Genomic DNA, 21,955 nt, shown 5'->3' with positions numbered 1-21,955 from the left:
TAATTTATTATGTTGATTTTTTGTACCGCATCTTTAATATTTGCGGTTATCTTTTTTTAATAAATCTCTATTGCTTTCTAAAGAATAGAGTAAGTCTTTAGGTTAGCAAATGCGTCCATGGCATTGCTTCCAAGTTCACGTCCAACCCCTGAAGCTTTTGTTCCTCCAAATGGCACATTAAGTGGCGCTCCCATATATCTGTTAATTCCGACCATTCCTGTATCGATTGATTCTGCTACATATTTTGCTTCATCAAGGTCTTCACTAAACACTGTGCCACCAAGTCCATATTTAGTAGCGTTAGCCAAAGTGATCGCCGCTTCTGCATCAGGCACAACGTAGATCATACCCAATGGACCGAATGCTTCTTCATGGTAAAGTCGCATATTGGGTGTAATACCCGAAAGCACGGCAGGCTTGAAAAATGCTCCCGTACCAGCGACTCTTCCGCCTTCAACCAAAACTTTTGCTCCCTTGTCAACAGCATCCTGATATTGTGCATGTAAATTGTCAGCGGCAGCGATGCTCGAAAGTGGACCAGTAGTTGTTTCTGGATCAAATGGATCACCCACTTTCTGGTTTTCAAATGCTTTAATATATTCCTTGATAAACGCTTCCGAAATTTTCTCTGTAACGATTGCTCGTTTTGGTGACATACAAGACTGACCAATTCCAAATAAACGACACGCAGATGCCTCGGCAGCAACCGCCACTGGATTTGAAGAATCTAATGCGATGAAAGCGTCTGAACCACCAAGTTCAAGAACTACAGGCTTAATGTGACGGCCTGCCTGTTCTCCAATAATTGAACCTGCACGGTCAGAGCCTGTCAAAGCTACTGCACGGACACGGCTGTCAGCTATGAAGCTTGTTACCTGCTCTCTTGATACAAGTGCTGACTGATAAATTTTAGATGGAAATCCTGCTTTCTCAAAAATTTCATCCATCATCAATGTTGATCCTGCGACAATTTCAGCCGGCTTCATGATCACTGCATTACCAAGCATTAGATTTGGAGCAGCTGCACGCATTGACTGGTAAAGTGGTCCATTCCACGGCTCGATTGCCAAGGTTACACCTATTGGCTCAAGGCGACTGTATACACGTGTAAATCCCTCCACATTAATGTCACGTTCAGTCAGCATCTCCAACGCATTATCTGCAAAATATCTGAAGATCATCCCTGGCAGACCTGATTCCATCTTAGCCTCAGAAAGTGGCTTGCCCATTTCCAAAGTAATCTGGTTTGCAAAACGATCGATGTTCTCATCCATTAAATCAGCAAATTTTCTAAAAATTTCAATTCGCTCCTCAACGGGAACTTTACGCCACTTTAGATAGGCCTCGTGGGCATTTGAAAGAAGCTGTTCGGCCTCTGCATCGGTTAGCGTATTAAACTCTTTTAGGAGTTCCCCAGTAGCAGGGTTAAGGGTTTGATAACCTGGGGCTGCTGTAACAACAGCATCTTTGTTTTGTTGATTGATCTGTGTCATGTTTTCTATTTTTTTATTTTAATAATTATTATACTTGGCTTGTTGGAAGAACAAACAATTCTGCGACATTGACATGTTCGGGAGCTGAAACAGCAAAAAGTACGGTATCGGCTATATCATTTGCGGAAAGCATTTTCAATTGGCCTGAGAACGATGCCATCATTGCCTTGTAACTTTCGCTTGTAGTACTATCCTGTAGCTCTGACTGCGTTGCACCTGGTTGAATGCTTGTTACTCTAATATTGTGTGTATTGCCAACTTCCATACGGAGTCCTTCGGTGAAAGCACTCACGGCAAATTTTGTTGCACAGTATACAGCAAAGCCCTGACCAAGTATCTTACGTCCTGCTAAAGAAGATGTGTTAACGATATGACCCGAATGTTGCTTTATCATATAAGGTAATATAGCCGCGGTAATATTAAGGACACCTTTTATATTGACATCGACCATCATTTCCCATTCGTCGGTCTTAAACTCATCGACGTTGGAAAGTGGCATAAGCCCCGCATTGTTGAAAGCGATATCTATTCTGCCGAAAGTATCAATTAACTTTTTTATTCCGGCTTCAACTGAAGTCTTGTCTGCCACATCCAATTCAAGAACGAGTGCCTAACCGCCTTCATTCTCTATTTCTTCTTTTATAGCCTGTAAACGATCAGCACGACGTGCAGCTATTGCTACAATTGCACCTGCACTTGCTAATTTCTTTGCGGTCGCTTCACCAATGCCACTTGATGCCCCTGTGATGAGCGCTACTTTTCCTGTTATACTACCCATAATTTTTGATTTACTATTTTGAATCAGTGATTTCTATGATACAAATTTCAATCAATTAATTTCTTCATAAGTATCCAAAACCCGTTTTGTAGTAGTTGAAATGAGCTTATTTTTTTCACTGATTAGAACTCTGGATATGGTCAAGTTAGCATAGTTTAATTCTCGATAGGAATTATTTGTTGACTATTAAAAAAAAGGAGCCTGAAAAGATTTCAGGCTCCTTTATACTTAAAAATAAAAAATAGATTAGTGTGGTATCTCTAATGCTACCCGTCCGGTTATCTCGCCATCCTCAAGAGACCTTTGAGCTTCTCCTGCTTCAGCAAGGGGATAAGATTTATCAAGAACTAGACGCAGATTTCCCTCATCAACATATTTGGCGATATTCTCTAGGATTTTCGTTTGTTTAATTCTTAAATCGTGGCTACTCAGCGCATGCCCCATAGCCTCAAACGAAATTTGAATGTTCTTAAGTGCAGGTAAAAAGATATCTCCTGTTGGCCATGATGTTGGATAGGCAGCACTCACCAGCCTGCCATGCATTGTAAGAAAATCTACACTTTGGCTAAATACAGGATCTCCAACGGTATCATATACGACATCTATTCCTTTTTCTCCCGACCATGCTTTTAAAGATTTGCCTACATCTTCTGTACGGTACATAATGATATGTTCTGCACCAAGACTTTTCACAAGTTTTGCTTTTGCATCTGTACTAACGGTAGTTGCTACATGTGCGCCCAACAGCTTTCCAAGCTGTATTCCGATATGTCCCAAGCCACCTGCACCACCCTGTACAAGCAGATACTCTTCAGATTTCAAGTTTGCACGATCGTAAAGTGCTTCCCAACTGGTTATTCCTACTACAGGAAGTGTAGCAGCCTCCGCAAAACTTAGTGTCTTGGGTTTGTGTGCAAGGTAGTGTTCGTTCACAATTTTAAACTGTGCATAATTTCCTTGTGAACCAATAAAACCACCGTCAAAATAATAAACTTCATCTCCCACTTTAAATCGGGTAACATCCGAGCCGATTGCTTCAACTATACCCGCACCTTCCAACCCAAGAATTACTCCCTCTTTTGGCAATACCCAATCAGTAGAAGGAGGCATACGCTTTCTTACCCTGTAATCAGCAGGGTTTACACCAGCTGCCATGACACGAACCAAAATCTCGTTCGGCTGTTGAATAGTTGGACATGGAACAGATTGTAGTTGAAGAACTTCTGGCCCTCCGACGTCTGTCATTACTAAAGCTTGCATACTTTTCATTTAAATTCATTTTAAACAAAATTCCTAAATACAATCGTAACAGGAGTAGCCAAAATACTTTTAATAGTAGCCAAAATCACTTATATTAGATGGAATAGTTTTTTGAAGAAATCACATCTGCACCAAGTGTTGTAAGTTCGGGTCGTTCTTGATACGCTCCATTTCGCTTTCAACAATATGTAGAATATCTAGTTTTATTTGACGGTAGTTACTTTCAATTTCCTGTTTCATTTTATCTTCGCCCTGCTCATCTACAAAGGATAAGATTTGAGGTATCTCTTGATAGTTTTTGGTTTCCGATGCTACCTTTTCGTTATCAACCACAATTTCGGCGTGAAATATCTTTTGCTCGATGCGTTCATCAAAATTGTCGGAAACAGAACCGACAAACATACCCTGTGTTAAAGTTGAAATCTTGGAAGCTGGGATTAAACTGTCTAATTGGGTTGATATTGAAGTTGATGTATCATTTCTGTTTATTGATACACTCTGACGTTTCTGCAATACTTTCCCGAAGCGTTCCGATAGGCTTTTTGCCGTTTCGCCAACTACCTGACCACTGAATATATTACCGACCGTATTCTGTATTACCTTACTTTCTTTGTCGCCGTAATCCCTCGTTAATTGCGAAAAATCCTGAAAGCCCAAACATACCGCTACCTTGTTACTTCTCGCCGTTGCAATCAAGTTATCCAGTCCCCTGAAATAAATGGTGGGCAACTCATCTATGATAACAGAACTCTTTAACTGTCCCTTTTTATTAATCAGTTTTACAATCCTCGAATTGTATAAGCCTAAAGCTGCGGAATAGATATTTTGACGGTCGGGATTGTTGCCTACACATAAAATCTTTGGCTCTTTCGGGTTATTGATGTCAAGCGTAAAATCATCCCCTGTCATTACCCAGTAAAGTTGCGGGCTTATCATTCTCGACAAAGGAATTTTTGCCGATGCTATCTGACCTTGCAACTGGTCTTGCGCGCCGGATTGCCACGCATCCATAAACGGAGATAGATAATTTTCCAATTCGGGATAAGATGTGAGAATAGTAAACACGTCTGCGTATTTCTTATTCAGCAATTCAATGGCGTGTGGGAATGTGCAATACTTACCGTTATCGTAGATTTTCAAATACCAGATTATCGCTGCGAGCAAGATAATTGGGCTTTCCACGAAAAAATCCCCTTGTTTCAAAATCCACGATTTGTTAAGGTTAAGCATTATAGTATAGGCGGCTTCGTAGGCATCCGATATGTCCGTCATAAATTCGGGATTGAGTGGATTGCAACGATGGCTCTTGCGTGGGTCGTCAAAGTTGATAACGTAGAATTTCGGCTGAACTTTATACTTATCCCGATGCTTCAGTAAATGATTGTAGGCGATGGTAGAAAGGTCGTCGAATTTGAAATCGTAGATATACATACTAAAGCCTTTCTCAATCTGCTGTTTGATGTAATTGTTTACAACGGCATAGGATTTTCCGGATCCCGGAGTTCCTAATACAATGGTTGCTCTAAAAGGATTGACTATATTTATCCAGCCGTTGTTCCATTTATTCTTGTAGTAAAACTTGGTAGGCAAGTTGACAGAATATTCGTTTTCCATCATCTTGGTTTCTTGTTGAAAGCTCTCGTTCTCATTATTGAAAACATCGTCCATCAGATTGGTACGAAGTAATCGGCTCATCCATACGCCTGCCATCAAAAAAGCGATATAACCTAACAAAATAGTAAGGATATACAGGAATGTGCCTGTTACCGGAGATAGCTTTAGTAATGGGTTGTTCAGAAAGAACAGCACAAAGCCAACACCCAATGCCACGTAAATTTTTGTCCAGGTTATCTTCTCATTCTTTACGCCCTTTGTTCCTAAGCAGCTTAAAGCCAGTAAAACCAGAGCGAATGCTTTGGTATAAAGGGTATGTGTAAACAAGCCCGCCGTTCGGTCGAAATTCCCTAATATCTTGTTGATTACTTCCAAAGTCCAACCACGTCCCAAAAAGAAACCATAACAAAACCAATAAAGATGCATTAGTACCAAAAGAATACTGACTGCCCGCATAAAAGCCATTATCTTGGCAAGTCCTCTTAAATCGTCTTCTCCTTGCATTATTTTAAGTTTTAATGTTCGGGCGTGAATTTAAAGGTTATGAAGACTAGCTGTAAAAATGTGGTAGTTAATGGCAGTGCCTGGCAGTGTTTGGCTGAAAATAAATGTTGTCGATTTTTGTATTTGCGTTTTTTGCAAAAACAAGAAAAAAACTAAAGAAATAACACCAAACATATTTTTTATATAACTTTGATATTCACAAACAATCAAACTTTTTCAAAAAATTATATTGCTTAGATAGTGTACAAATACAATAGTTAAAATGAGTAAAAAGACTGAAAAAAACCTGCTAAACTTTGTTATAGTCATATTGGGGGTAAGCTTGGAACACTACTTTTAGAAAATTTTGTAGAAAATGGCTGGCTTGCTAAAGACAAACAGGCCGACCAGCATTTTTATGTTACAGATAAAGGAAGTAAAGAATTTACCAAACTTGGTATTGACATTTCACAAATAAAACCAGAAGAACTATGAGTATAATTAAGGACTACGATAATTATTTTTTGCCTGCAGACAATATTGAAGAGGCTAAAGATTTTTACAAAAATCAACTTGGGCTTGAAGTGAAATTTGATTTTTCTGACAAAGGAATGGTTGCATTTCAAGTTGGTAACAATGAACCTGCAATTATTGTCAATGCTATGAAAAATGCCCAACCTGCCATATGGTTTACTGTTGAAGATGTTCTCCAGTCATATGAAGAATTGAAACAAAAAGGTATTCAGTTTATCAGTGAGCCTTACGAAATAATGACGGGACTTTCAGTGGAGTTTACTGACCCTTTTGGTAACAGACTTGGATTAACTGACTATTCTAAAAAGCCACAACTTCGATAAAACGTAAATGTTGATGCTGCAATTACTGCGAACATCTCTTGAGTCTCCGTTTTTTCTTCATCTTATTAGTAAAATACTGTTCTTCGTAATCTTCGCCCTGGGCTTCGGGCAGTAAGCTACCTTTAATAAAAGAATTTCATTTGAAAATTCTACTCTAAAAGAAAAATTATCCCAAACCTGAACACAACAATCCCCGATTTGAACACATTTAAAAATGAGTATTGTTTGAATTTTGCATCATCATCAAAGACAAATAATTATGAGCAAGCAAAAAGTATGGTTTATTACAGGAGCGTCCAAAGGAATGGGTCTTGAAGTAGCAAAAACCGTTTTAGCAAATGGCGGTAAAGTAATCGCAACATCCAGAAACCTGAAGGAGCAGATAGTAAGTATTGGGGAAGCGTCAGAGACCCTTCTTCCATTAAAAGTAGATATCACTAATGAAGTTGAAGTAAAATCAGCCATAGAAAAGGGCATTGAAACATTTGGGCAAATCGATGTGGTGGTAAATAATGCAGGTTATAACCTGCTGGGCAATATCGAGGAGCTGAGCGATGCCGAATTCCGTCAAACTATGAACGTAAACGTGTTTGGGATGGCCAATGTGATAAGAAACGTTTTACCCCACCTTCGTAAAAATAAATCCGGACACATCATCAATACTTCTTCGATGATGGGCTATATGAGCTATCCCGCTAATGGCAGTTATAGTGCAACAAAGTTTGCTGTCATTGGACTCTCAGAAGCTCTTTCCCAAGAAGTTGCTTCTTTTGGAATAAAAGTGACAATTCTTGCACCCGGAACGTTCCGTACCAGCTTTATGAGCGACAGCAGTCTGGCAGTGGCGAAGAATAAAATCGATGATTATAATCTTGACCAACAGGTAGAACTTTTCAAAAGTTATGACGGTAAGCAACCCGGTAACCCCGCAAAATTGGCTGAGGTTTTATTTCAGATTACTAAAATGTCAAATCCCCCTTTGCATCTTCCTTTAGGCTCTGATAGCTACAATGCTATTTTAGAGCTACGTAAAAATGAGCAGAAAGAGCTGGAAAAATGGAAAGAGTTATCTTTATCCACTGATTTTAAATAATATGAATGATGAAAAAAGCTACTCCATATAAGATCAGTTCTATTTCTGAGCTGCATCGTTTGTTTGGTTTGAAAAAGCCAGACCATCCGTTGATAAGTGTGATCGATTTTGAATTGCTCAAATTTGGTGATAACGAAATCTGGAAAAGCTTTTATTATGATTTCTATTGCGTTGCCTGTAAAAAAAAATCTTCCGGGAAATTTAAATATGGTCAACGTGATTATGATTTTGACGAAGGTATAATGGGTTTTACGAAGCCGGGGCAGCTATTTTCAGTTACAAGTGTCTCAGATGATACTGTATCCGGTCATATGTTGGTTTTTAAAGCGGAGCTTATCCGTCCTTATCCATTAGGGAAAAATATAAACAACTATGGATTTTTTGCTTATTCCATCGCCGAAGCATTACATCTTTCAGACAAAGAAGATGTCATCATATCTTCTTTATTAGTGCAAATACAAAACGAATTAAAAAGTAATATCGACAAATATAGCCAGGATGTTATTGTATCACACATCGATTTACTGCTCAATTATTCCAACCGGTTCTACAACCGTCAATTCCTTACCCGTAAAGCCATAAATAATGATTTGCTTACAAAACTGGAACAGATTCTGAATGATTATTTCAACGCTGAAACGGTATCGAATAAAGGTTTGCTAACGGTTCAATATATTGCCAACGAAGTGAATCTTTCACCCAGTTATTTAAGCGACCTGCTGCGAAACACGACAGGGCAGAATGCGCAGCAATACATTCAAAAATATTTGATAGAAAAAGCAAAAGAATTATTAACAACAACAAATTTTAGCGTCAGCGAAATAGCTTACCAATTAGGGTTTGAGTATTCGCAATCATTCAGTAAATTGTTCAAGGCAAAGACAAAGGTGTCACCACTGGTATATCGGCATTCGTTTAACTGATAAACGGGATTTAAGCTAACAATATATCCTTTATTATTGTCCAATTGATCTTGAAGCAATCCACTGATTATCAATTTTTTTATCGATTAAACCAGAAGACTATCTATTTGTTCTTCGTTTTCTTCTTTGCTTCATCTTATTAGCAAAGTCCTGTTCTTCGTAATCTTCGTCCTGGGCTTCAGGTACTAAACCGCCCAATGCTTCAATCAAACCGTCTTCATGTTTAACCGTAGTTAAGAAGTCGAACAAATGATGTAGTTCTTCCGCAGGAAGATCCGCATCATTTGATGTGGATAGTTTGGGTTGTAATTCGACAGGTTCTTTAATTTCAGGTTTGATTTTATTATTCCAGTAATCATTAAAGGTATTGGCAGAAAGTTCCTTTGCTAAACGTGAACCGTTCCAAACCGCTTTTGAATTGTGGTCTATAAACGTAATGCCATAAATACGCCCTGCATCATTACGGCGTACCACGACGTTAATGCCCTGTTCAGCCAACTGCTTTTTAAATGCCTGCTCATCGCTTGTATTTTTCAGGGCAATGGTAACGGCAGATTTTAAGGTCTGTTTGGTAGGTGTATCATTTAAAGCGGTTTTGCATTTCGCAAAATGCAATTCCAAAGCCGGAAGCCCTGCGTTCTTTCCGAACAGTGAAGCCTTGAAAGGATGCCCGGCTCTTTCTCCTTTTTCATTGAATGGAATATACAATAAGCCCTGTTGCATCTTTCCCTGCAATTCGCCCTCGATTTTCTCGGTGGTAATATTGAACAGGGAAAGCAGGGCATTGTACTCGCCCAATGTTTGGTATTGGTAGTAGTTCGGCAGATGGCGAACGACCGAAGCGATTTGGCTCTTTACATCGCCTGCCCGATAATTTACCGGACGGAAAACCTTTTCATTTTGATTGCGCTCCTTATCTGTTGCGGGTATCAGCCCGTGCTTTCTTTCCAGTTCCCGGCATACATTCATCGACCGCATTTTCTCGAATTTGTCCGAAATCTTTTTGCCCTGCTCGTCCACGCAAACCGATACAATGTGTATATGGCTGCGGTCAATATCCGTGTGTTTGAATACAACAAAAGGCTGTTCGCCGTAACCCATTTCCCGCATATACTGTTCTGCCATTTCCCTAAACTTATCGTCGCTTACCTTATCGTTTGGGTCAGGATTGAGCGAAATATGCAACGTATGCTTTTCAGTATTGCGGTTGGCTATCAGGTAAGGGGCAAAAGACTGGGCTAATTGTGCTACGGAATAATGACCGCTGGCGGTCTCAATCATCTTATGGGCAAACAAAATTTGTCCGTTTTCATTCTCCACTTTAAGCTGATTGTACGCTAATGCACCATATAAATTTCCGCTTCTGCCAATTTTCGCTATCATTTTTCATTGATTTGTTTTATTTTCTTAATGGTAATGAAGCGTGAATGAGCTATTGATTTTTATCTTTCGATGGATAGCTCATCCAGGTCTACCGCTATTTTTTCAGGTGTTTGGCTTCAAATTCTTCGCTTATTTGGATGATTTTTTGGCATAGTATTGCCATTTCAGCCGTTTGTTTTTCCAGTTTGTACAGAAACGCTGCGGCTTTTTTCTCGGAAAAATTCTTGTACAACAGCTTTACAATTTGGTTATAGTTCACGCCGATGGAACGGAACTGGCTGTGAAAAGAGGTTAGCCGCATATAAAAATCAACCGTTCCCTTGTCAATCTGAATGGTCTTTATGGTCTTGTCAAAGATGCAGGACGTTATGAAATGCGCCTTTACCTGCATACCTGATTTATCAAAAAGGGCAAGGAAACGGGCGTGTTCCTGCTCGTTAAAGGAAATCGTATAGCGGATTGTTGCCGGGTCTTCTTTGGGGCGGCGTCCGGTCTTTTTCAATTGCTTTTTATTGTTATCGTTCATCACTAATCCATTTTAAAACCGAGCTTCAGCGAGCTCATCGTTAGATAATCCATACAAAACCCTGACTTCGGAAGGCGTTTTCTGCCCCCTGCAAAGGGCAAGTTGTTTTGAGCATCGGAAATCATTCCGAGATGCTCAAAACACAACTTGCCGTGTTCAGGTGAACACAAAAATCCGCCCTGCGGGACGGATTGAATGTAACAGGGAAAAACGGCTCGATGCCGTTCCCATTACCCTCCGATTTGCCAAAGTCTTTTGCATAAATCCGTTAATAAAAATCATTTTACAAAGTAAAGACCTGCCTGTAAGAGTATTGCAATGCTATACCCAGACAAACTCTGCCTTTGATTGCCAAACACTGCCATAGCCATACAACCTGATGGAAATGATAAGTTCTTTGCCTTTGAATGTTGGCTAGCAGGCGGCCCGTACTTCAGGAAGAGCAGACGACAAGCATTCAAGATAACGGGTTCTCCAGCCTGCCTGACGGCAGGAATGCAAGAATGCAAGAGCGCAGGAATAACAGAAAGCCTGCTATCTGAATATCATGCACGCCTGAGCGACGGAATGAATGACGGAACGGAAGAAAGCTAGGTGGCAAGCCTGCCTGATAACATGCCTGAATGAAAGCAGTACTGCAATACCACAAGAAAGCAGGCAATCACAAATTCCGGCAAGAAAGGCAGCACGAAGTCAGGACTGAACGGCTGAAGGCCCGCAAGCCAGAAAGCAATATGATGTAAACTTTAAATTTTAAAAATATGGACACAAAAAAGAAACCTCTGTTTATCGCCTTTTCTTCTCAGAAAGGCGGCGTTGGCAAAAGCACATTTACTACGCTTGTTGCCAGTACGATGCACTATCGGCTTGGCTACAACGTAGCCGTATTGGATGCGGATTTTCCGCAGCACAGCCTGATGAAAATGAAAGCCCGTGATTTGGCAATGGTAATGGAAAATGAAACTTTGAAAAAACTGGCATATAAGCAATTTACGACCATCAACAAAAAGGCCTATCCGATTACGCAACACAAAGCGGATAGCGTACTGGAAGCTGCCCACGAATTTGTAAATACATCTTCGGTTCCAATTGATGTTGTGTTCTTTGATCTTCCCGGCACAGTGAATACACCAGGTATTCTACAGGCATTGGCAGGAATGCACCACATTTTTACACCCATTACTGCAGATCGTGTGGTAATGGAAAGTACGCTCATCTTCACACAACTTTTGCAGGATGTGATTATGAAAAAAGGCCAAACCTCCATACAGACCATCAACCTGTTTTGGAATCAGGTGGACGGCAGGGAAAGCACACCGTTATACGATGTGTATAACCAGCTTATTGAGCAATTGGGTTTGAGCCTGATGCAAAGCCAAATCAAGAACAGTACACGCTTCAGGAAAGAAAGTGAAGCGGACAGTAAAAACGTGTTTCGTTCCACTTTAATGCCTCCTGATGAACGCTTAATGAAGGCTTGCCAATTCGACCTTTTCATAAATGAATTTTTAAAGATCATTCAACTATAATCCTATGGAGAAAGATAGTAAAAGAAAAGTCACGCCGGACATCAATGAAGAGTTGATGATGAACCTGATGGTTGACGGTGTAAAAAAAGAAGGCTTACAGCTTCCACCGGAGCCTATCGAAGAATCCGAAAAGGAAGTTGCAAAACAGGAAGAAACAACACATGCCAAACCTGTACAAAAAGAAAAGAATAGGACAAAGAAAAACCTTGACGGAAGTTATGGCGAACATTTTTTGAAAACCCATTCGATGACCAAGCGTGGAGACAAGAGTATATATATCAGACAGGAATACCACGAACGGTTATCCCGCATTGTCCAGGTTATTGGTAAAGATGAGATACCGCTGTATGCCTACCTCGATAATATTCTGGAACATCATTTTGAGCTATTTGAAAAAGCCATTATTGATGATTTCAACGAAAAGTTTAAACCAATTTTTTAAAGCGCTTGATTATGGAAATAGTAATTGTAATATGCCTGCTGATTGTTATTGTACTCTTGCTCCAGCAAAAGATTGTCATTAAAAAACGGTCGGAGCAAAAACCAAAACAGGAAAAAGTCAATCCGAACCTGCCCGATATAATGGGACAGCCGAAGCCAGTAAGAAGCCACTCCCTGCCAAACACTGCCAATGAAAGCCAAATTGAGGAACAGAAGATAAACCCTGATAATTTAGACATAGAATACGACGAGAATGAAAACGTTGGTATTCAAATTCCGCAGGAAGAGCTGGACGAAGTTTTCAGTAATAAGCCTGATTTTGAAGAAGAGGAAGAAGAATGGAACAGCTATGGAATAGCCAGTGGCGATGACAGTCTTGCCCAAGGGGTTACCTTTGAAGAACTAAGCTCCGTAGGTGCGTTGCTCCAAAAAGAGAATTTGGAACAATCACAAAAGGAAACGGCGGTAGACATCGTTCAAAGATTACAGGGAACTGAATTATTCAGCCTGCTGGAAAATTCCATTGAGGGTGCATCCCGAAAAATTGCCGAGCTTTTGGATAGCACACTCTCATCTGAAACGGAAGCCGGTTCTTCCACTTTGCGGAAAAATGATTTGAGTGATTTTGACATTGGGGAGTTTGTGTGAACTCCCCAATATCAAAATTTTATATACTTTTTAAAGTTGCCAATTTAAGACATTGTCTAACGGATGTTGTGCTTGGGAATTTGAAAAAACTCTATGCTCATTAATTAATGATTTCTCTAGCCTATCAGTAATCTTTGAAATATATTCATTTAGACTTTTCGTGCCTTTTATTACGTAACCAACCTGTAAGTAATCGGGTAGACTTTTTTCAGCGATATCTTTTAAAGTCAACACCGACAATTTAATACGGTCTTCCTTAAATGCTAATTTCTCTTGATCAAGAATTGAAGCATGACCATAACCAACTTCAAAAGGTACCCACTGAGATTTATATGTTTTATCGGAAACAACAACCATCATATGAGTACTTTCTTTAATTCCATTTTTAATACTTTCAGTAATTTTAATGGGATCTCCTACTGATGAGGCATATTGTAATTTACTATCCTCTTCGTCAAGATAATAATCAATACCTGCATTTTTTAAATAATTCGCTATTTCTTTGCAAGCATATTTATCCTCTCTTTTATGGCTTAGAAACACACAAGGTCTTTTACTTAATGTATCATCCCTTAATGATTTTAATAGCCAAGAAATATTTTCATTTAAGTTAGCTTTATTAAATCCTTTTTCTAGCATTTTACATCCTTTTTTGAGCTAACCACATAGTATGTTCCCTTGACATTGCATTTTCTGAATCCAAAACATATTCAGAAAATTCATTATCAGATAAATCTCTGTTTCCTTCAGCTTTAATTAAATTCAATTCAGAGTTTGCAGTAGTATAGGCTTCTTTATTCTCTTGGTATTTTTTTACTTGCAACCAACTAAATCCACTTGCTGCTATAGTTGAGAATACTCCAACAAAATTAAAGTTGGAAGATGGAAATTTCACTAAGAAAGCTATAGAAATTAAGGCTAAAAATTGAAGAATAATTATTGCAAAAAACCAAATGTCATATTTTAATTTACTGTCATCTGCCTTTGAAGAATACCAGTCAATCTGATTTTGAATTCTATTATCTAAATAATATTTCTTTTTGTCATTCAAAGACAAATTACGTATTCTCTTCATTTCACCAGTAATAATTGGTGAACTTAATTGTTTTGAACTTAATACGTTGTTGAGATCGCTAAACTCGTTGTTGATTTCTCTAATTCTTTGAATAAATCGTCTATCTGCTTCTTCGTCTGAAATATGATTTTCAAAATATTCAGAAGCCATAATAAATCTCCAAGTCAAAGTTTTACATGACTCAGCGAGCGCACGGCCTCTATACCAAATATCTTCATATTTTCTTAATTTTAGGAAAATAGATATGAGCATTGCTCCAAGAAGTAATATTCCTGATATTACATAGATAATGGTTTTAGATTCATCAGTTTGATAATTGTAAACGGAGATAATAGCGGACAAAACCATTAGCAACAAATCCAATCCAAACAAACGGATATACCAAAATTGTGCTTTTTTAGAAGCATTGTCTCCTGCAACAAAATAATTGGGGTAGTTATTATCATTCATTATGGTTTTACTTTTGTTTTTTCTGAGATAGGTTGATTTCTTTTATTAAATGCTCTGTCTATATGCGTTTCTGGATTGGAGCAGAAATCATCCCATTTAACAAGAACACAGTATCTATCATCTTCTCCCCAAGCACATTTATCGTTAGGAATATAGTAATTATGCGAAAATTCTTTTATGACAGTATTTCCATTGATTCGAACAGTATTATGTTGACCTCCACACTTAGAGCACGCATAACTCCCTCCATATATCTTATCTGTCATTGAGGGCAGAACGATACCTAAAATGCCGTTTTTTGTGTTACCAACGCCATTGTATAAAGAAGCTTGTAATTCTCTTTTAAGGAAGTTTTGATTTTCATAAGGTAAGTTCTCTGCTGATTTTTCCCCAATCAAAAAAATTGTAACAGTAGAATCAGATAAATAATTTTCACGAATTTTTCTCATTATGTAATCTTCATCTTCAGAATCGATAGGTTCATGCAAAGATTTATCAATCATATCTACATCTAGATGGTCGTGGATATACTTTTTATAAGGCATATCTTCAGTTTTAAACGAAATAAAGCATTTATGAGCCATAGAATATTTATTTAGCATGATTTCTAATTGCCTCAACTATGCTCTCGGTACTCCATTTTACATCCACGACAGATCTTGAATAAACCTCTTGGGATATTCTTTCCTGTCCTCTAGGTATAACTCCAATGATTGGGATACCCAAAGATTTTGCTGTGTCTAATTCCCAAGGCATCCAATCACTATGAGATGCATATATTCCTGCTAATGCTAGCACAATATCAGAAGTTGAAATTTTAGCTCTCAATTTAGCTTTTATATAGGAGGCATTTGTAGAATTTATAGGGACATCTTTTGATGCTTCAGTAAATTCAACATTAAAATAACCTCTAGAATTTAAGAGGTTTTGTAAATCTGTTAGGTCACTAGAATAAGACCAAGAATGACTAACGAAAATTTTGTAATTTTTTGCCATATTAATTGTTTAAGTTTTGAATATGTTTTTTTGAATTATTGTATGTTTCAAGTTCCCAGTCTAATGGGGATTTTTCCATAAACAATGCTTCATTCTCTTTAAATTCAGCATCATTATTTAGAGCTAGGTGACAATTTGCAAGGGTCGCATAGATCCACTTTAAATCACTCCTAATTAAAAAATCTTCATCAAGTCTTAAATTATCAATAATATCAATAATTTTTCGACGAGCTTTTTTAGCCTCTATCTTACAATAAATTTTCTCTTCATCATCATTAATATAAGCTCCTTTTAAATCTAGACATAGAGCATAGTTTTCGCCAGTATAATAATCTGAATTTATAGCAAACCCTTTGTCATAATATTTGATAGCTCTGTCTAAATATTCAATCTCATTGTTATCAATTAACCACAATCTTTTATAGATAGCACCTGTAATTCCTAATGTCTCTGGGTCATTCGTAGTTCTTCCATCGGGTTCTAATTGAGCTATAATATTTAGAGCATCTTGTAAAGCTATTTTTTCTGAAGGTGATTTACTTTTATATGTGCATAAAGCAAGCTGTTGAATAAAATATGAATCATTATTAATTTTATCACAAGCTTTTTTCCAATATTTAATAGCTTCTATAAAGTTATTTTTAGCCATTTCAACCTTAGCTTGCTCAACTAATGCGAAAATTAATTTTTCTTTTTCAGCCAGTTCTTTAATTAATTGGATGTACTCATCTTCAGGTAGTACATAGGGCTTAACAGATTGGATGTGTTGAAATAAAGGACTGTCAACTTCTTGAGACTTCTCAATACTCAAAATTAAAGATGTAAGAGCCCCTTGACATCGTGTAGCTTCAGTTGCAGAAATATCTTCTCCCATATGAGAATATGTAAAAGTCTTGTTATGATTAATATCAAATGGAATATTTCCATCCTTTTCTTTCATAACAATTGTTGAAAACGGTTTTGCTGCATGTCTAACTCCCAATTCATAGATGGCATTTGGATTAAATGTTGTAATATCAGCAATCACCAAATCGGAATAAATAAGTAAGCCGTACATGCTCCTATCAATTAATCCAGATTCCTGAACTTCATCTCCTCTAACACATTCATATCCAGCAGCAACTACAGCAGGCTTTATGATATTATGATAAGTCTTATCAAGATCGAATGTCTTTCCTAGTGTGGGGTCAGTTTTTTTTCCATAACCCATTATAACAAAACATATTTTTTTCATAAGCATTTGGTTTAATTACATCTATCAGCATATCAAAAAAATCTCCAATGTTAAAGAAATGCCAATTTGTCTTAAATTTCGTTAACTACTCAGACTTTTTGTCTATTCCGCCACTCAACGCCAAATAATTCCTCTGACTGCCACATTGTTATAACGCTCTGATTTCTGAAACACCTTTGTCCCGAAAGCCCACAAGATGTGGGATAAACGTAACAAACTAATGTGTTTCAATTATGGAAAAACAGAGAAAAAAAGTTTTGCTGTCAGCCGTGGCTATGCTGTCAGGAATTGGTGCGTTCGCACAGGGAAATGGTACAGCAGGTATCAACGAAGCTACCCAAATGGTAACAAGCTATTTCGATCCCGCCACACAGCTCATCTACGCAATCGGTGCGGTCGTGGGGCTAATCGGAGGGGTTAAAGTGTACAACAAATTCAGTAGTGGAGATCCTGATACAAGCAAAACTGCGGCTTCGTGGTTTGGTGCGTGTATCTTCTTAATTGTTGCGGCTACCATCCTTCGTTCATTCTTCCTTTAATCCTTTGCCTTATGAATTACAATATCAACAAAGGCATCGGAAGAACGGTGGAATTTAAGGGGCTGAAAGCACAATACCTGTTCATTTTCGCAGGAGGACTACTTGGTACACTTATCCTCGTGATGATACTGTATATGGCTGGCGTAAACTCTTACGTCTGCCTGTTTCTTGGTACAGGTGGTGCTTCACTCATTGTGTGGCAGACCTTTTCACTTAACAGGAAGTACGGCGAACACGGGCTGATGAAAATTGCAGCCAATAAACGGCATCCCCGATACATCATTTGCCGCAAGCCTGTACACCGCTATCTGAAATTCACTCCTAAACAGAATGCCGTATGAGAAATGTATCTAAAACAACAACGCTGGAAAACAAATTTCCTTTGTTGGCAGTAGAAAACAATTGCATCCTTTCCAAAGATGCAGATATTACCGCCTGTTTTGAAGTGCGTTTGCCGGAACTGTTTACGGTAGCTTCTGCGGAATATGAAGCTATACATTCCGCTTGGCACAAAGCTATCAAGACTTTGCCGGATTTTACGGTAATCCACAAACAGGATTGGTACATCAAAGAAAGCTATGCTCCTGACTTGGCAAAAGAAGACCAGAGCTTTTTGGCGAAATCCTACCAACGTCATTTTAATGAACGACCGTTCCTGAACCATTATTGTTACCTGTTCCTGACCAAAACAACTAAAGAAAGAATGCGAATGCAAAGCAACTTCAGTTCGCTTTGCAAAGGTTCATTGATACCAAAGGAAATCAGGAACAGGGAAACGATACACCGTTTTATGGAGGCAGTCGCCCAATTTGAACGTATCGTGAACGATAGTGGTTTTGTAAGCTTGAAACGCCTAACCGAAGATGAAATTATCGGAACGGAAGATACACAGGGATTACTGGAACAGTACCTCACTTTATCGAGGGAAGCCGGAACACCAATGCAGGACATCGCACTAGGAACGGAAGAGGTTCGTATAGGCAATAAAAGATTAAGCCTGCACACCTTGTCCGATACGGATGATTTGCCTGGAACAGTATCGGCAGATACCCGTTTTGAAAAGTTGTCTACTGACAGAAGCGATTGCCGTTTATCGTTCGCAGCACCTGTAGGATTGCTATTAAGCTGTAACCATATCTACAACCAATATTTGTTTTTAGATAACAGTGAAGACAACCTGCAAAAGTTTGAGAAGTCTGCAAGGAACATGCACTCACTGGCTCGTTACAGCAGGGCAAACCAAATCAACAAAGAGTGGATTGAGCGTTACCTGAACGAAGCCCACTCTTTCGGGCTATCATCCATCCGTGCACATTTCAACATTATGGCGTGGTCGGAAGATCCAGGCGAACTCAAACAGCTAAAGAACGATAGCGGTAGTGCATTGGCACTGATGGAATGTAAGCCTCGGCACAACACTACGGATGTTGCTACGCTCTATTGGGCAGGAATGCCCGGTAACGCAGGTGATTTTCCAAGTGAGGAAAGCTTTTACACGTTCATTGAGCCTGCATTATGCTTCTTTACGGAAGAAACGAATTATCACAATTCGCCTTCACCGTTCGGCATCAAGATGGCCGACCGGCTAACGGGAAAGCCAATTCATTTGGATATTTCCGATTTGCCTATGAAGCGTGGGATCATCACGAACCGAAACAAGTTTATACTTGGCCCGTCGGGTTCTGGCAAATCATTCTTCACAAACCACATGGTTAGGCAATACTATGAACAAGGCGCACACGTCCTGCTCGTAGATACAGGTAATTCCTATCAGGGATTGTGCGAACTCATTAAAGGCAAGACTAAAGGGGAAGACGGTGTGTATTTCACTTACACCGAAGATAATCCGATTGCCTTTAATCCATTCTATACCGATGATGGCATATTCGACATCGAAAAGAGGGAGAGCATCAAGACCCTGATAGTTACACTGTGGAAGCGTGACGATGAACCGCCAACCCGTTCAGAAGAGGTAGCATTATCCAATGCGGTGTCGGGATATATTGAGCGCATCAAGCAGGAAGATGTTTATCCATCGTTCAATGGCTTCTATGAGTATGTACAGGGCGATTACCGGCAGGTGCTTGAAGAAAAACAGGTCAGGGAAAAAGACTTTGACATTGCCAATTTCCTTAACGTGCTCGAACCCTACTACAAAGGCGGAGAGTATGATTATCTGTTGAACTCTGATAAGCAATTAGACCTGCTTTCCAAACGCTTCATTGTGTTTGAAATTGATGCGATAAAAGACCACAAAATCCTCTTTCCCATAGTCACAATCATCATTATGGAGGTCTTCATCAACAAGATGCGGAGGCTGAAAGGTATCCGAAAACTCATACTGATTGAAGAAGCATGGGTGCGACGAGAAGTTGCATAAGTGATTGTCTAGCGAAGACTAGACCTGCTGTTTCGTCAGCAGTAACCTACCGACACATGCATTACCAGTAATGGTTTTGTGTGAAGCTGTCGGGACAATGAAGCCCTTTCGGATGAAGGAGCATGAGCCGTGAGGTTCAGCGACAATCCCTAGTATCATGGGATTGGGGCGCTAGGTTTGAATGGTATGGCTAATGTTATGTGAACTGTCGATTGAACCATCGTAACTTCCAGGTAGCCAAAGATACTGATAGGCTCGGCCCAAAAAGGGATGTAGTCGGTTACCCCTCTCCATGCATGGGTGTACACGAACAAAGCACTACCGGTGGATAGACAGAGCCTAACCCATTCACTTCGTCACTTATGTAGAACTCGGTAAGCCCGTATCGTTCCTGTTAGGTCAGGAAATCAAACCGCGAGGTGCGACGATAACATGCGGGTATAGGAATGCGGAGAAAGCGAACGCCATCCTGTAATGGGATGGATAAGGGTTTGAACGTTACCCTACGCGAAAGCGGGCAGACTTCCGCAAGGTGGTTTATTACAATTAACTAAAGAACTTTCAAAGGAGGAAAGGCAAATGAACGTATTAAGAAATGAAGCGTGTGCATCTTCCGACCAAGTTAGCAATTGGAACAGTCTCGACTGGAACAGATGCGAAACAGAGGTCAGAAAGCTGCAAGTGCGTATTGTAAAAGCTCAGAAAGAGTGCAGACACAATAAGGTGAAAGCCTTGCAGTGGATGCTTACTCATTCGTTTTACGCCAAAGCTATGGCTGTAAAGCGGGTAACCTCTAACAAAGGTAAAAACACGGCTGGAGTTGACCACGTACTGTGGGGTTCTCCAGAAGCCAAAATTCGGGCGATAACTGAATTGAAAAAAAGAGGCTACAAACCTCAACCGCTAAAACGGGTACATATTACCAAGAAGAATGGAAAGTTACGCCCATTGGGCATACCGACCATGAAGGACAGGGCAATGCAGGCATTGTATCTTATGGCTTTGGAACCAGTTTCCGAAACCATAGCCGATAACGACTCCTACGGTTTCCGTAAGACAAGGAACACGGCTGATGCAGTACAGCAATGTTATTCAGTCTTTGCGAAGAAAACATCCCCACAATGGGTATTGGAAGCCGACATAAAGGGCTGTTTTGACCATATTGACCACGACTGGTTATTGGAACATATTCCAACGGATAGGTCTATGTTAAGAAAATGGTTGAAATGTGGCTTTGTCTTTAACAAAGAGCTATTTATGACGGACGAAGGTACTCCGCAGGGCGGTATCATCTCGCCAACACTTGCTAATATGACGTTGGATGGAATGCAGGCGATGCTTTCAGCAAAGTTCAGGAATATACACAAGAAAAGTCTCGGAAAACAGGAGACTATCTATCCCCAAGTACATTTGATACGGTATGCAGATGACTTTATTGTCTCTGGCAAGACCAAAGAGCAGTTGGAAAACGAAGTTCTTCCGTTAATCAAGGAGTTCTTATTAGAAAGGGGTCTCACCCTTTCGGCAGAGAAGACCAAGATTACACATATCGAAGAAGGGTTCGACTTTCTAGGCTGTAACATCAGAAAGTACAAGGGAAAATTCCTGACAAAACCATCCAAGGATAATGTAAAGAAGCTTTATGAGAAAGTTAAGAGCATCATTGAAGCCAACAAAACGAGTACACAGAAAAGTCTCATCAGATTATTGAACCCAGTTATATCAGGTTGGGCAAACCACTTCAAGTACACTTCAGCGTCAGAAACTTTCAGGTATGTAGATTACCTGATTTACCGTAAACTATGGGCTTGGGCGCTTAGGCGACACCCAAAGAAAGGGAGGTGGTTTATTTCCACCAAGTACTTCCGTACGATTGGCAAGAGAAACTGGTGTTTTGCGGTGGGTACGCACGACAAGGGCAAGGCAGAGGTCATGTCACTTAAACGTGCTTATGAAACCAAAATCGTCAGACATGTCAAAATCAAAAAGGAAGCAAACCCATTCGACCCTGAATGGAACGATTACTTCAAGAAAAGAGAGACATATAAGATGTTTCTAAAGCTTGACAGCAAACGAACCATTCTGTTTATGTGGTTTAGGCAAAACCGTGTGTGTCCACTATGTGGCGAGAAAATCGATTGTGATAGTGCTTGGGCGACTACCAATCTTAGGATTGATGGTCAAGTTCAAAGAACACTAGTACACGATTCTTGCCACAGAAGGGACATACAACTAAAGTTAAGGTTATCATGA

The 21,955-nt window shown here is 39.5% G+C and carries 19 protein-coding genes and 2 pseudogenes; 10 read left to right on the top strand and 11 right to left on the bottom strand.

The genetic code is table 11. The features are described from left to right. Positions 1-77 precede the first annotated feature (77 nt). The 4 genes and pseudogenes from AM279_RS04040 to mobC form a co-directional block, all read right to left on the bottom strand. Positions 78-1,493: an aldehyde dehydrogenase family protein gene (locus AM279_RS04040; RefSeq protein ID WP_054406366.1), complete on the bottom strand. Its 1,416-nt coding sequence runs from the start codon at positions 1,491-1,493 to the stop codon at positions 78-80. A 28-nt stretch (positions 1,494-1,521) separates the two neighbouring features. Then, positions 1,522-2,271, bottom strand: a pseudogene (locus AM279_RS04035) (SDR family oxidoreductase). A gap of 246 nt (positions 2,272-2,517) precedes the next feature. Continuing rightward, positions 2,518-3,540, bottom strand: a complete 1,023-nt coding sequence (locus AM279_RS04030) for a zinc-binding dehydrogenase (protein ID WP_054406365.1) — start codon at positions 3,538-3,540, stop codon at positions 2,518-2,520. A 111-nt stretch (positions 3,541-3,651) separates the two neighbouring features. Further along, on the bottom strand, positions 3,652-5,649 hold the full coding sequence (mobC, locus tag AM279_RS04025; protein ID WP_054406364.1) for a conjugal transfer protein MobC: 1,998 nt from the start codon (positions 5,647-5,649) through the stop codon (positions 3,652-3,654). Between the two features lie 470 nt (positions 5,650-6,119). On the opposite strand from mobC, the gene AM279_RS04015 reads away from it, so the two are divergent. From AM279_RS04015 to AM279_RS04005, 3 genes are all read left to right on the top strand, one after another. Then, on the top strand, positions 6,120-6,485 hold the full coding sequence (locus AM279_RS04015; protein WP_236688488.1) for a VOC family protein: 366 nt from the start codon (positions 6,120-6,122) through the stop codon (positions 6,483-6,485). A gap of 259 nt (positions 6,486-6,744) precedes the next feature. Beyond that, complete coding sequence (locus AM279_RS04010; protein WP_054406363.1) at positions 6,745-7,578, top strand: SDR family NAD(P)-dependent oxidoreductase; 834 nt, start codon at positions 6,745-6,747, stop codon at positions 7,576-7,578. 8 nt (positions 7,579-7,586) lie between these two features. Then, positions 7,587-8,501 carry a helix-turn-helix domain-containing protein gene (locus tag AM279_RS04005; protein ID WP_054410112.1) on the top strand — a complete coding sequence of 305 codons (915 nt, stop codon included), beginning with the start codon at positions 7,587-7,589 and terminating at the stop codon, positions 8,499-8,501. 99 nt (positions 8,502-8,600) lie between these two features. On the opposite strand, the gene mobB is transcribed toward AM279_RS04005, so the two are convergent. Both mobB and mobA read right to left on the bottom strand, forming a co-directional pair. Next, on the bottom strand, positions 8,601-9,884 hold the full coding sequence (gene mobB, locus AM279_RS04000; protein WP_054406362.1) for a conjugal transfer protein MobB: 1,284 nt from the start codon (positions 9,882-9,884) through the stop codon (positions 8,601-8,603). 94 nt (positions 9,885-9,978) lie between these two features. Then, on the bottom strand, positions 9,979-10,410 hold the full coding sequence (gene mobA, locus AM279_RS03995; RefSeq protein ID WP_054406361.1) for a conjugal transfer protein MobA: 432 nt from the start codon (positions 10,408-10,410) through the stop codon (positions 9,979-9,981). A 761-nt stretch (positions 10,411-11,171) separates the two neighbouring features. Here mobA and AM279_RS03985 point away from each other — a divergent pair. Genes AM279_RS03985 through AM279_RS03975 form a run of 3 tightly spaced genes read left to right on the top strand, consistent with a single transcriptional unit; the run spans position 11,172 to position 13,028 of the window. After that, the gene (locus tag AM279_RS03985; RefSeq protein WP_054406359.1) at positions 11,172-11,939 is read left to right on the top strand and encodes a ParA family protein; all 768 of its coding nucleotides are present in this window, start codon (positions 11,172-11,174) and stop codon (positions 11,937-11,939) included. Between the two features lie 4 nt (positions 11,940-11,943). Further along, positions 11,944-12,381 (top strand): DUF3408 domain-containing protein, encoded by a 438-nt coding sequence (locus AM279_RS03980; RefSeq protein WP_054406358.1) that lies wholly within the window; start codon positions 11,944-11,946, stop codon positions 12,379-12,381. 11 nt (positions 12,382-12,392) lie between these two features. Beyond that, complete coding sequence (locus tag AM279_RS03975; protein ID WP_054406357.1) at positions 12,393-13,028, top strand: hypothetical protein; 636 nt, start codon at positions 12,393-12,395, stop codon at positions 13,026-13,028. A gap of 30 nt (positions 13,029-13,058) precedes the next feature. Here the strand turns inward: AM279_RS03975 and AM279_RS03970 are convergent, their stop codons facing one another. Genes AM279_RS03970 through AM279_RS03950 form a run of 5 tightly spaced genes read right to left on the bottom strand, consistent with a single transcriptional unit; the run spans position 13,059 to position 16,783 of the window. After that, positions 13,059-13,667 carry a toll/interleukin-1 receptor domain-containing protein gene (locus AM279_RS03970; RefSeq protein ID WP_054406356.1) on the bottom strand — a complete coding sequence of 203 codons (609 nt, stop codon included), beginning with the start codon at positions 13,665-13,667 and terminating at the stop codon, positions 13,059-13,061. Position 13,668: 1 nt separating this feature from the next. Next, positions 13,669-14,553: a DUF4231 domain-containing protein gene (locus AM279_RS03965; protein WP_074961521.1), complete on the bottom strand. Its 885-nt coding sequence runs from the start codon at positions 14,551-14,553 to the stop codon at positions 13,669-13,671. Further along, positions 14,553-15,137 carry a TIR domain-containing protein gene (locus tag AM279_RS03960; protein WP_054410110.1) on the bottom strand — a complete coding sequence of 195 codons (585 nt, stop codon included), beginning with the start codon at positions 15,135-15,137 and terminating at the stop codon, positions 14,553-14,555. The genes AM279_RS03965 and AM279_RS03960 overlap by 1 nt, the downstream gene beginning before the upstream one ends. 7 nt (positions 15,138-15,144) lie before the next feature. After that, entirely contained in the window at positions 15,145-15,549 is a 405-nt protein-coding gene (locus tag AM279_RS03955) for a TIR domain-containing protein (RefSeq protein WP_054406354.1), read from the bottom strand. Position 15,550: 1 nt separating this feature from the next. Further along, the gene (locus AM279_RS03950) at positions 15,551-16,783 is read right to left on the bottom strand and encodes a TRAFs-binding domain-containing protein (RefSeq protein ID WP_201782526.1); all 1,233 of its coding nucleotides are present in this window, start codon (positions 16,781-16,783) and stop codon (positions 15,551-15,553) included. Positions 16,784-17,016: 233 nt separating this feature from the next. Between AM279_RS03950 and AM279_RS03945 the strand changes: the two genes are divergently transcribed. The 4 genes and pseudogenes from AM279_RS03945 to ltrA all read left to right on the top strand — a co-directional run bounded on the left by AM279_RS03945 (position 17,017) and on the right by ltrA (position 21,955). Then, positions 17,017-17,322 (top strand): DUF4134 domain-containing protein, encoded by a 306-nt coding sequence (locus AM279_RS03945; RefSeq protein ID WP_054406352.1) that lies wholly within the window; start codon positions 17,017-17,019, stop codon positions 17,320-17,322. Positions 17,323-17,333: 11 nt separating this feature from the next. Continuing rightward, positions 17,334-17,663 (top strand): DUF4133 domain-containing protein, encoded by a 330-nt coding sequence (locus tag AM279_RS03940; RefSeq protein WP_054406351.1) that lies wholly within the window; start codon positions 17,334-17,336, stop codon positions 17,661-17,663. Further along, a pseudogene (locus AM279_RS03935) lies at positions 17,660-19,681 on the top strand (TraG family conjugative transposon ATPase); the annotation flags it as partial. The gene AM279_RS03940 and the pseudogene AM279_RS03935, both read left to right, overlap by 4 nt. A gap of 600 nt (positions 19,682-20,281) precedes the next feature. Then, a complete protein-coding gene (gene ltrA, locus AM279_RS03930; RefSeq protein WP_054406350.1) occupies positions 20,282-21,955 on the top strand; it encodes a group II intron reverse transcriptase/maturase in 1,674 nt (557 codons plus the stop codon).

This window comes from Flavobacterium akiainvivens (genome assembly GCF_001278115.1).
In the GTDB taxonomy this organism is placed as follows: domain Bacteria; phylum Bacteroidota; class Bacteroidia; order Flavobacteriales; family Flavobacteriaceae; genus Flavobacterium; species Flavobacterium akiainvivens.
Note: the sequence above shows the minus strand (reverse complement) of the source record. Positions and strands in the feature narration are given on the sequence as shown.

What these genes read in the sequence shown, in the direction of transcription:
- AM279_RS04040 (WP_054406366.1), bottom strand. Translation starts at nt 1,493, where the DNA reads ATGACACAGATCAATCAACAAAACAAAGATGCTGTTGTTACAGCAGCC.
- AM279_RS04030 (WP_054406365.1), bottom strand. Translation starts at nt 3,540, where the DNA reads ATGAAAAGTATGCAAGCTTTAGTAATGACAGACGTCGGAGGGCCAGAA.
- mobC (WP_054406364.1), bottom strand. Translation starts at nt 5,649, where the DNA reads ATGCAAGGAGAAGACGATTTAAGAGGACTTGCCAAGATAATGGCTTTT.
- AM279_RS04015 (WP_236688488.1), top strand. Translation starts at nt 6,120, where the DNA reads ATGAGTATAATTAAGGACTACGATAATTATTTTTTGCCTGCAGACAAT.
- AM279_RS04010 (WP_054406363.1), top strand. Translation starts at nt 6,745, where the DNA reads ATGAGCAAGCAAAAAGTATGGTTTATTACAGGAGCGTCCAAAGGAATG.
- AM279_RS04005 (WP_054410112.1), top strand. Translation starts at nt 7,587, where the DNA reads ATGAAAAAAGCTACTCCATATAAGATCAGTTCTATTTCTGAGCTGCAT.
- mobB (WP_054406362.1), bottom strand. Translation starts at nt 9,884, where the DNA reads ATGATAGCGAAAATTGGCAGAAGCGGAAATTTATATGGTGCATTAGCG.
- mobA (WP_054406361.1), bottom strand. Translation starts at nt 10,410, where the DNA reads ATGAACGATAACAATAAAAAGCAATTGAAAAAGACCGGACGCCGCCCC.
- AM279_RS03985 (WP_054406359.1), top strand. Translation starts at nt 11,172, where the DNA reads ATGGACACAAAAAAGAAACCTCTGTTTATCGCCTTTTCTTCTCAGAAA.
- AM279_RS03980 (WP_054406358.1), top strand. Translation starts at nt 11,944, where the DNA reads ATGGAGAAAGATAGTAAAAGAAAAGTCACGCCGGACATCAATGAAGAG.
- AM279_RS03975 (WP_054406357.1), top strand. Translation starts at nt 12,393, where the DNA reads ATGGAAATAGTAATTGTAATATGCCTGCTGATTGTTATTGTACTCTTG.
- AM279_RS03970 (WP_054406356.1), bottom strand. Translation starts at nt 13,667, where the DNA reads ATGCTAGAAAAAGGATTTAATAAAGCTAACTTAAATGAAAATATTTCT.
- AM279_RS03965 (WP_074961521.1), bottom strand. Translation starts at nt 14,553, where the DNA reads ATGAATGATAATAACTACCCCAATTATTTTGTTGCAGGAGACAATGCT.
- AM279_RS03960 (WP_054410110.1), bottom strand. Translation starts at nt 15,137, where the DNA reads ATGGCTCATAAATGCTTTATTTCGTTTAAAACTGAAGATATGCCTTAT.
- AM279_RS03955 (WP_054406354.1), bottom strand. Translation starts at nt 15,549, where the DNA reads ATGGCAAAAAATTACAAAATTTTCGTTAGTCATTCTTGGTCTTATTCT.
- AM279_RS03950 (WP_201782526.1), bottom strand. Translation starts at nt 16,783, where the DNA reads ATGAAAAAAATATGTTTTGTTATAATGGGTTATGGAAAAAAAACTGAC.
- AM279_RS03945 (WP_054406352.1), top strand. Translation starts at nt 17,017, where the DNA reads ATGGAAAAACAGAGAAAAAAAGTTTTGCTGTCAGCCGTGGCTATGCTG.
- AM279_RS03940 (WP_054406351.1), top strand. Translation starts at nt 17,334, where the DNA reads ATGAATTACAATATCAACAAAGGCATCGGAAGAACGGTGGAATTTAAG.
- ltrA (WP_054406350.1), top strand. Translation starts at nt 20,282, where the DNA reads ATGAACGTATTAAGAAATGAAGCGTGTGCATCTTCCGACCAAGTTAGC.